Origin of the sequence: Micromonospora inaquosa, from assembly GCF_003857055.1 — a bacterium.
Lineage (GTDB): Bacteria > Actinomycetota > Actinomycetes > Mycobacteriales > Micromonosporaceae > Micromonospora > Micromonospora inaquosa.
This window is the reverse complement of sequence record NZ_QGSZ01000277.1, coordinates 1-7,586: the sequence shown is the minus strand read 5'-3', so window position 1 is coordinate 7,586 and position 7,586 is coordinate 1. Positions and strand designations below refer to the sequence as shown.

7 protein-coding genes, 1 tRNA gene and 1 pseudogene are annotated in these 7,586 nt (G+C 72.3%); 6 read left to right on the top strand and 3 right to left on the bottom strand.

The window, feature by feature from the left end:
• Positions 1-144 precede the first annotated feature (144 nt).
• The 4 genes from DLJ59_RS25740 to DLJ59_RS25725 all read left to right on the top strand — a co-directional run bounded on the left by DLJ59_RS25740 (position 145) and on the right by DLJ59_RS25725 (position 2,407).
• Positions 145-225: transfer RNA gene (locus tag DLJ59_RS25740), tRNA-Leu, on the top strand.
• Positions 226-331: 106 nt separating this feature from the next.
• A complete protein-coding gene (locus tag DLJ59_RS25735) occupies positions 332-1,147 on the top strand; it encodes a Bax inhibitor-1/YccA family protein (RefSeq protein WP_124775328.1) in 816 nt (271 codons plus the stop codon).
• Positions 1,148-1,280: 133 nt separating this feature from the next.
• Positions 1,281-2,039 (top strand): Bax inhibitor-1/YccA family protein, encoded by a 759-nt coding sequence (locus tag DLJ59_RS25730; protein WP_124775326.1) that lies wholly within the window; start codon positions 1,281-1,283, stop codon positions 2,037-2,039.
• A gap of 47 nt (positions 2,040-2,086) precedes the next feature.
• A complete protein-coding gene (locus tag DLJ59_RS25725; RefSeq protein ID WP_124775325.1) occupies positions 2,087-2,407 on the top strand; it encodes a hypothetical protein in 321 nt (106 codons plus the stop codon).
• Positions 2,408-2,419: 12 nt separating this feature from the next.
• On the opposite strand, the gene DLJ59_RS25720 is transcribed toward DLJ59_RS25725, so the two are convergent.
• From DLJ59_RS25720 to DLJ59_RS25710, 3 genes and pseudogenes are all read right to left on the bottom strand, one after another.
• Positions 2,420-3,682 carry an acetyl-CoA C-acetyltransferase gene (locus tag DLJ59_RS25720; protein ID WP_124775323.1) on the bottom strand — a complete coding sequence of 421 codons (1,263 nt, stop codon included), beginning with the start codon at positions 3,680-3,682 and terminating at the stop codon, positions 2,420-2,422.
• A gap of 79 nt (positions 3,683-3,761) precedes the next feature.
• Positions 3,762-4,574, bottom strand: a complete 813-nt coding sequence (locus DLJ59_RS25715) for an SGNH/GDSL hydrolase family protein (protein WP_124775321.1) — start codon at positions 4,572-4,574, stop codon at positions 3,762-3,764.
• Positions 4,560-5,623 (bottom strand): annotated as a pseudogene (locus DLJ59_RS25710) (SGNH/GDSL hydrolase family protein); the annotation flags it as partial. The gene DLJ59_RS25715 and the pseudogene DLJ59_RS25710, both read right to left, overlap by 15 nt.
• A 150-nt stretch (positions 5,624-5,773) precedes the next feature.
• On the opposite strand from DLJ59_RS25710, the gene DLJ59_RS25705 reads away from it, so the two are divergent.
• Positions 5,774-6,130 (top strand): YkvA family protein, encoded by a 357-nt coding sequence (locus DLJ59_RS25705; protein ID WP_124775317.1) that lies wholly within the window; start codon positions 5,774-5,776, stop codon positions 6,128-6,130.
• A gap of 72 nt (positions 6,131-6,202) precedes the next feature.
• Positions 6,203-7,573 (top strand): cystathionine beta-synthase, encoded by a 1,371-nt coding sequence (locus tag DLJ59_RS25700; RefSeq protein ID WP_124775315.1) that lies wholly within the window; start codon positions 6,203-6,205, stop codon positions 7,571-7,573.
• The last annotated feature ends 13 nt before the right edge of the window (positions 7,574-7,586 follow it).

Here is a 7,586-nt window from a genome sequence, read left to right as displayed (position 1 = left end):
GCTCAGGGGCGGCGTCGGGGGCCGTGGGGGCTGCGCTGCTCACGGCATCGACCCTAATGTGGCCAGGCCGACGGGGTACGCCGGGTCGCCGCAGACCGGCTACGGTGACACTGCACCAGGCGTGTCGGCGCGCCGGTGCCACTCGCCCGGGTGGTGGAAAGGCAGACACGGCCGCCTTAAAAGCGGCTGCCGAAAGGCGTGCGGGTTCGACCCCCGCCCCGGGCACCGATCAACTCACCCATTCTCATTCGTGATCTCCAGGACTTGGCTGTGCCGTTTACTCTTGGAGGGCACGTTCACGTGCAAACGACCCCCTGAGGGAGGCCAGACAGTGAAGACCTCGAACCCGGTGCTCGCCCGGCTCGGCCAAGCGGCCGAGCGGGAGCGCTCCGCCGGGTACGCCCCGGCCGGGCCGTACGGACAGCCCGGCATTCCCCAGCAGTACCCGTCCCAGGCCGGTTACCCGGCCGCGCCGCCGACCGTGGCGCCGATGACCGTCGACGACGTGGTCGTCAAGACTGTCGCTCTGCTCGGCATCCTCGGCATCACCGCCGCGGCCGCCTGGGTGCTCGTGCCTGACGCGCTGGTCGGTACGGCCTGGATCGGCGCGGCGGTCGTCGGCCTGGTCCTCGGCTTGATCATTTCGTTCTCCCGGATGGCCAACCCGGCGCTCGTGATCGCGTACGCGGTCGTCGAGGGCGTTTTCGTCGGAATGGTCAGCAAGGCGTTCGAGACGGCTTACGACGGCATCGTGCTCCAGGCCGCCGCGGCCAGCTTCGGCATCTTCTTCCTGATGGCGATGCTCTACAAGGCGAAGATCATCCGGGCCTCCCGGGCCTTCGTCAAGGGCATGATCGCGGTGATGGCCGGCCTCTTCGCGGTCATGATGATCAACCTGGTGCTGGCGCTGTTCGGCGTCAACACCGGCCTGCGCGACGGCAGCCCGCTGGCCATCGGCTTCAGCCTGGTCTGCATCGTGGTCGCCTCGCTGAGCTTCGTGCTCAGCTTCAAGGAGATCGAGGACGGCGTCCGGATGGGCCTGCCGCAGCGCTACTCCTGGGTGGCCGCGTTCGGCATCCTGGTCAGCCTGGTCTGGCTCTACATCGAGATCCTGCGCCTGCTGAGCTACTTCCAGGGCGACGACTGACCTCGTCCGCACTGCCGACCGGCGCCCGTCCCCACTCCGGTGGGGGCGGGCGCCGTCGTCCGCGCCGTTTGCCCGCCACCGCCGGTCCGCCCGGGGCAGAGTGACTGCGAGGGGTAGGGCGAAGGAGGCGGCGGTGCGCAGCAACAACCCGGTGCTCAACCGGCTGGACGAGACCGGCCGCGTGGAGGCCCGGGTGCTCGGCTCCCGGGACGTCGAGCCGATGACGGTCGACGACGTGGTGGTCCGTACCGTCGGGTTGCTGCTCGTGACCGGCGCTACCGCGGCGGTGTCCTGGGCGGTGATCCCCGACGCCGTGTGGCTGGGCGCCGCGCTGGCCGGCAGCGCGCTCGCCTCGATCGCGCTGGTCCTGGTCATCTCCCTGCGGAGGATCACCAACCCGGTACCGATCGTCGGCTACGCCATCCTTCAGGGCCTGCTGCTCGGGGTGGCGAGCCGCACCTTCGAGCAGGTCTATCCGGGCATCGTGGTGCAGGCGGTGGCCGGCACCTTCGGCGTCTTCCTCGGCATGGCGGCGCTGTACCGGGCCCGGGTGATCCGGGCGACGCCCCGGTTGGCCCGCCTGGTGATCGGCACCCTGCTCGGCATCGCCGTGCTCAGCGTGGTCAACCTGGTGTCGTACCTGATCAGCGGGCGGCCGGGCCTGGCCGTCTACAGCGTCAGCGGGGAGGTCGGCTGGCTGCCGTACGCCTTCTCGGTGGTGGCCATCATCGCCGGGGCGTTCAGCTTCATCCTCGACTTCGATCTCGTCGAGCGTTCGGTGCGCGACGGCCGAGCCCGTCGGTACGCGTGGCTGAGCGCGTTCGGTCTGCTCACCGGGTTGGTCTTTCTCTACTGGCAGCTGCTGCGGCTGCTCAGTTACCTGCGCCGCTGACCGGCCCGACCCGGTGCGGTCCGGTGTCGGCCGTAGACTCGGCGGCGATGAGCGCAGCGGAGTTGGCCAAGGCCGTGCAGTTGCTGGTCCGTCAGATCGCGCACTGGCAGCAGCCGCGGTGGGCGGCGGCCGCGACCGCCGGCAACGTGTCCCGCGCCGATCTGGTGCACCGCCTGGTGCAGGAGATCGCCAACCTGGCCGCCGACGCCGAGGGGGAGCCCCGGCGGGTGGTGCCCCGGCTCGACAACGACCTGGCCCTGCCCGACCAGCTGCGGGTGGTCACGGCGGACCTGCTGGCCGCCGACCCGGGGGCCGAGGCGCTGACCCGGGCCGCCGCCGAGGTGACGGCGACCCGCAGCGCGCTCTGAGGGCCGCTCGGCTCAGCTGAGCCGTTCGAGCACCATGGCCATGCCCTGGCCACCGCCCACGCACATGGTCTCCAGGCCGATGGTCTTGTCGTGCCACTCCAGGGCGTTGAGCAGGGTGCCGGTGATCCGGGCGCCGGTCATGCCGAACGGGTGGCCGACGGCGATGGCGCCGCCCATCACGTTCAGCTTCTCCTCCGGGATGCCCAGCTGGCGGTAGGAGGGGATGACCTGCGCGGCGAACGCCTCGTTGATCTCGACGAGGTCGACGTCGTCGATCGTCATACCGGCTCGGCGCAGCGCCTGCCGGGACGCCTCGACCGGCCCGAGCCCCATGATCTCCGGCGACAGGGCGGTCACACCGGTCGAGACGATCCGGGCCAGCGGGGTGAGCCCGAGTTCCTCGGCCCGCTGGGCGCTCATCACCACCACGGCGGCAGCGCCGTCGTTGAGCGGGCAGCAGTTGCCGGCGGTGATCCGACCGTCCGGGCGGAAGACCGGCTTCAGACCGGCGACCGCGTCGAGGGTGACGCCGGCCCGGGGCCCGTCGTCGGTGCTCACCACGGTGCCGTCCGGCGTGGTGACCGGGGTGATCTCCCGGGCCCAGAAACCGTCGGTGATGGCCTTCTCGGCGAGGTTCTGGCTGCGTACGCCGAACTCGTCCATGTCGGCGCGGGTGACGTCGTACACCTGGGCCAGGTTCTCCGCGGTCTGCCCCATGGTCAGGTAGATGTCGGGCAGCTCGCCGGCCTCGCGCGGGTCGGTCCACACCTCGGCGCCGCCCTGCGCGCGGCGCTTCGAGCGCTCGCGGGCCGACTCGAAACGCGGGTTCTCCCAGCCGCCGCCGACCAGGGCCTGCGCCTCGGGCGGCAGCCCGTCGGAGCTGCCCCGGGCGTAGCGGGAGACCATCTCCACACCGGCGGAGACGAACACGTCGCCCTCGCCGGCCCGGATCGCGTGCATCGCCATCCGGGTGGTCTGCAACGAGGAGGCGCAGTAGCGGGTCAGGGTGGCGCCGGGGACAGTGTCCAGACCGAGGAGGGTGGACACCACCCGTGCCATGTTGAAGCCCTGCTCGCCGCCGGGCAGGCCGCACCCGAGGTAGAGGTCGTCGATCGTGGTCGGATCGAGCGCGGGGACCTTGTCCAGAGCGGCTTGGACGATGGTCGCGGCGAGGTCGTCGGAGCGGACATCGCGCAGAGAACCCTTGTGCGCCCGGCCGATGGGGGAGCGGGCGGTGGCGACGATGACGGCGTCGCGGGACGACTCAATCGGCATGGACCAACGTTAACCCGCCGGTAACTTGGCGCGGAAGAAGCCGGCACGGCGGGAAATGTCACCCCTGGCCGCCGACGATCTAGCGCCGGGTGGTGGCCGCCGCCGCGGCGACGATGGCGGGCAGCAGCGCGTGCGCCCACACCCGGTAGCCATCGGCGGACGGGTGAAAGCCGTCCTGGCAGAGCGTCCCCGCGTCGGCCCGGAACACCGGCCCGGTCTCGGTGCCCAGGTCCACCACCGAGCCGCCGGCCTGCAACACGGCGGTGGTCTGCGCGCGGGCCACCCGACGCCCGGACCAGCCGACCACCTGGCGCAGCGGAGGCGCGATCGCCCGCACCGCCCCGAGGTCGGGGCACGTCCCCACCACCACCTCGACACGCGCCTCACGCAGCCGGTGCACCGCCGCGCCCAGATAGGCAGCCGCGTCGGAGGGCCGGCGCAGCCCGGTGGCGTCGTTCGCGCCGATCAGGATCAACGCCACGTCGGGCCGCTCACCGAGCAGGGCCCGGGCGACCTGGGTGGCGAGGTCCGTCGAGCGGGACCCGGAGACGCCGACACTGGACAACTGCACCCGGCGGCCGGTCGGGCCCTCGGCGAGCAGGTTGGCCAACTGCCCACCGATGGTGTCCTCCAGACGCTCGACACCCACACCCAGCGCCGACGAGTCGCCCAGCAGCACCAGTCGCAGCGGAGGAGCGCCCGCCCGGCCGACAGTGGCGCGCAGGGCCAGGCCGAGCTCCGGTTGGGCGTAGCGCCGGTGCCGGGCGACGAACGCCTCACCGGCGAGCACGGCGGCACCCCCGACGGTGCCGGCGAGCAGCGAGAACGCCGCCGCCCGACCCAGCCGGCCGGCGAGGCCGGAGGTAACGCTCCGCGCGCTGCGCTCGTTCATGCCAGTCCCTCCACTGTCGAGGTGTCCGAGGCGGACCCGTGCTGCGGCACCGCGCCGACACCGAAGAACGCCCGTCGGCGCAGCTGCGCCCACCGGCCGGCCGGCCCTCGGTCGCGGCCCCGCACCTGGACGCCGCTGACCTCCGTGCCGGGGTGTCGAGCCGCCTCCTGCGCGGCCTCCGGCAGCGACCGTACGCCGTCGCGGCGCGTCGGTGTGGCCCGTCGTTCCGGGATCGCGCCGAGGGCGGAGAGCATCGTCGGTAGGAGCGCGGCAGCGGCCATCGCGTACCCCTCGGCGGAGGGATGGAACCGGTCCCAGGCGAACATCCGGGTCGGCTCGGCCGCGAAGCGGGGGCCGAGCAGGTCACCGAGCGAGACCGTCCAGCCGCCCGCCTCGACCACGGCCACCGTCTGGGCGGCGGCGAGCTGGCGGCTCCAGCGGTGCGCCAGCCAGCGCAGAGGTGGCTGGATCGGGCGGATCGCGCCCAGGTCGGGGCAGGTGCCGACGACCACCTCGCAGCCGGCGTCGCGCAGGGTGTGCACCGCCTCGACCAGGTAGCGCACCGCCAGGCCGCGCGGGGTGCGGTTGGTGATGTCGTTGCCGCCGATGAGGATCACCGCGATGTCGGGTCGGCACTCCAGCGCGGCCTCCACCTGGTGGCGCAGCGCCGCCGAGATGGCGCCGACCACCGCGAAGCGGTGCAGCCGCACGGGTCGGTGCAGTCGGCGGGACAGGCCGGTGGCGAGCAGCGCACCGGGCGTCTCCCGCCGACGGTGCACCCCGTAGCCGGCGGCCGACGAGTCGCCGAGCACCACCATGGTGAGCGCCGGACCGGGGAACTTCGCGCCGTACATCCCATCGCAGCGGGGTGGCGGCGCCTCGGCCATCGGGATGGTCCGTCGAGCCTGGCGGGCCTGGCCGAGCAGCACCCCGCCGGTCGCCACCACGGCCGCCGCGGTGGCGCCTGTCCCGATGGCTGCCAGCCGGACGAACCGCCGGGCCTGCCGCCAGCGTTCACTACCGGGTACGACGGAATCTGCCACCCCCATACCGCGACATTATCGCGCTGGCCCGACACCCCGCTGTCGTCGTGACGGCACCCGGGTGCCTGGAAACCGACGCGACGGGGTACCTGAGTGGGGGAGGCCGGCCGACTTGCGCCGACCCGCCACGCTGATCCGGCGGAGAGGAGCGCGACGATGGGTAAGACACTGAAGCGCAGCGCGGCGTTCACGGCCCTGGCGCGGGCACTGGCGGCCGGAGCGCGCAAGGGGCCGTCGATCGGCACCCGGTTGGCCGCGCTGCCCCGGATGATCCGGGCCACCGCCAAGGGGGAGTACGACGGTGGCCTTCGGCTGGCCCTGATGACCGCGGCGACGGCGTACATCGTCTCGCCGATCGACCTGCTCCCGGAGATCCCGTTGGCGATCTTCGGGCTGGCCGACGACGCGGTCATGGTCACGTGGTTGGCCGGCAGCGTGCTCGCCGAGACCGATCGCTTCCTGGAGTGGGAGGCCCGTCGCAGCTCGGTCATCCCCGGGGGGTTGGTGCCCTGACGACACGTACGCTGGGCGACGAGGAAACGTCTTCCCGGTCGCCACCGCCGGCGCCGCAACGAAGGGCACACCGTGCAGTACTACGACAACGTCGTCGACATGATCGGCAACACCCCGCTGGTGCGTCTGCGTAACGTCACCGAGGGCATCCAGGCCACCGTGCTGGCCAAGGTGGAGTACGTCAACCCGGGTGGCTCGGTGAAGGACCGGATCGCGTTGCGGATGGTGGAGGACGCCGAGGCCGCCGGTCTGCTCAAGCCCGGCGGCACCATCGTCGAGCCGACCAGCGGCAACACCGGTGTCGGGCTGGCCCTGGTGGCCCAGCTCAAGGGTTACCGGTGTGTGTTCGTCTGCCCTGACAAGGTCAGCCAGGACAAGCAGGACGTGCTTCGGGCGTACGGCGCCGAGGTGGTGGTCTGCCCGACCGCTGTCGCGCCGGAGGACCCGCGCTCGTACTACAACGTCTCCGACCGGCTGACCCGGGAGATCCCCGGCGCCTGGAAGCCCAACCAGTACAGCAACCCGGCCAACCCGCGTTCGCACTACGAGACGACCGGCCCGGAGCTGTGGAAGCAGACCGACGGCGAGCTCACCCACTTCGTGGCCGGCGTCGGCACCGGGGGCACCATCTCCGGCATCGGCCGTTACCTCAAGGAGGCCTCCGAGGGCCGGGTGCGCGTCGTCGGTGCCGACCCGGAGGGCTCGGTCTACTCCGGCGGCACCGGCCGGCCGTACCTGGTGGAGGGCGTCGGCGAGGACTTCTGGCCGGAGACGTACGACCGGAGTGTCGCCGACGAGATCGTGGAGGTCTCCGACAAGGCGTCCTTCGAGATGACCCGGCGACTGGCCCGCGAGGAGGGGCTGCTGGTCGGCGGTTCCTGCGGGATGGCGGTGGTCGCCGCCCTGGAGGTCGCCCGCCGGGCCGGCCCGGACGACGTGGTGGTGGTGCTGCTGCCCGACGGCGGCCGGGGCTACCTCTCCAAGATCTTCAACGACTCGTGGATGGCCCGGTACGGCTTCCTCGACAACTCCGGTGCCGAGCCGACGGTGGCCGACGCGCTGGCCAGCAAGCCGGGCGGGCTGCCCGAGCTGGTGCACGTGCACCCGACCGAGACCGTCCGCGACGCGATCGACTACATGCGCGAGTACGGCGTCTCGCAGCTGCCGGTGCTCAAGGTCGAGCCGCCCGTGGTGACTGGTGAGGTCGCCGGTTCGATCGCCGAGCGGGACCTGCTCGACGCGCTCTTCACCGGTCAGGCCCACCTGCACGACACGATCGAGCGGCACATGGGCGACCCGCTGCCGATGATCGGTGGTGGTCAGCCGGTCAGCGAGGCGGTGGGCCTGCTGGAGAAGTCCGACGCGGCGCTGGTCCTGGTCGACGGCAAGCCCAAGGGCGTCCTGACCCGCCAGGACCTCCTGGCCCACCTGGGAGCCCACTAACCCCCAGGCCCCC

Coding starts and splice junctions, on each gene's coding strand:
- DLJ59_RS25705 (WP_124775317.1), top strand. CDS start 5,774: ATGGGTAAGACACTGAAGCGCAGCGCGGCGTTCACGGCCCTGGCGCGG.
- DLJ59_RS25715 (WP_124775321.1), bottom strand. CDS start 4,574: ATGAACGAGCGCAGCGCGCGGAGCGTTACCTCCGGCCTCGCCGGCCGG.
- DLJ59_RS25720 (WP_124775323.1), bottom strand. CDS start 3,682: ATGCCGATTGAGTCGTCCCGCGACGCCGTCATCGTCGCCACCGCCCGC.
- DLJ59_RS25725 (WP_124775325.1), top strand. CDS start 2,087: ATGAGCGCAGCGGAGTTGGCCAAGGCCGTGCAGTTGCTGGTCCGTCAG.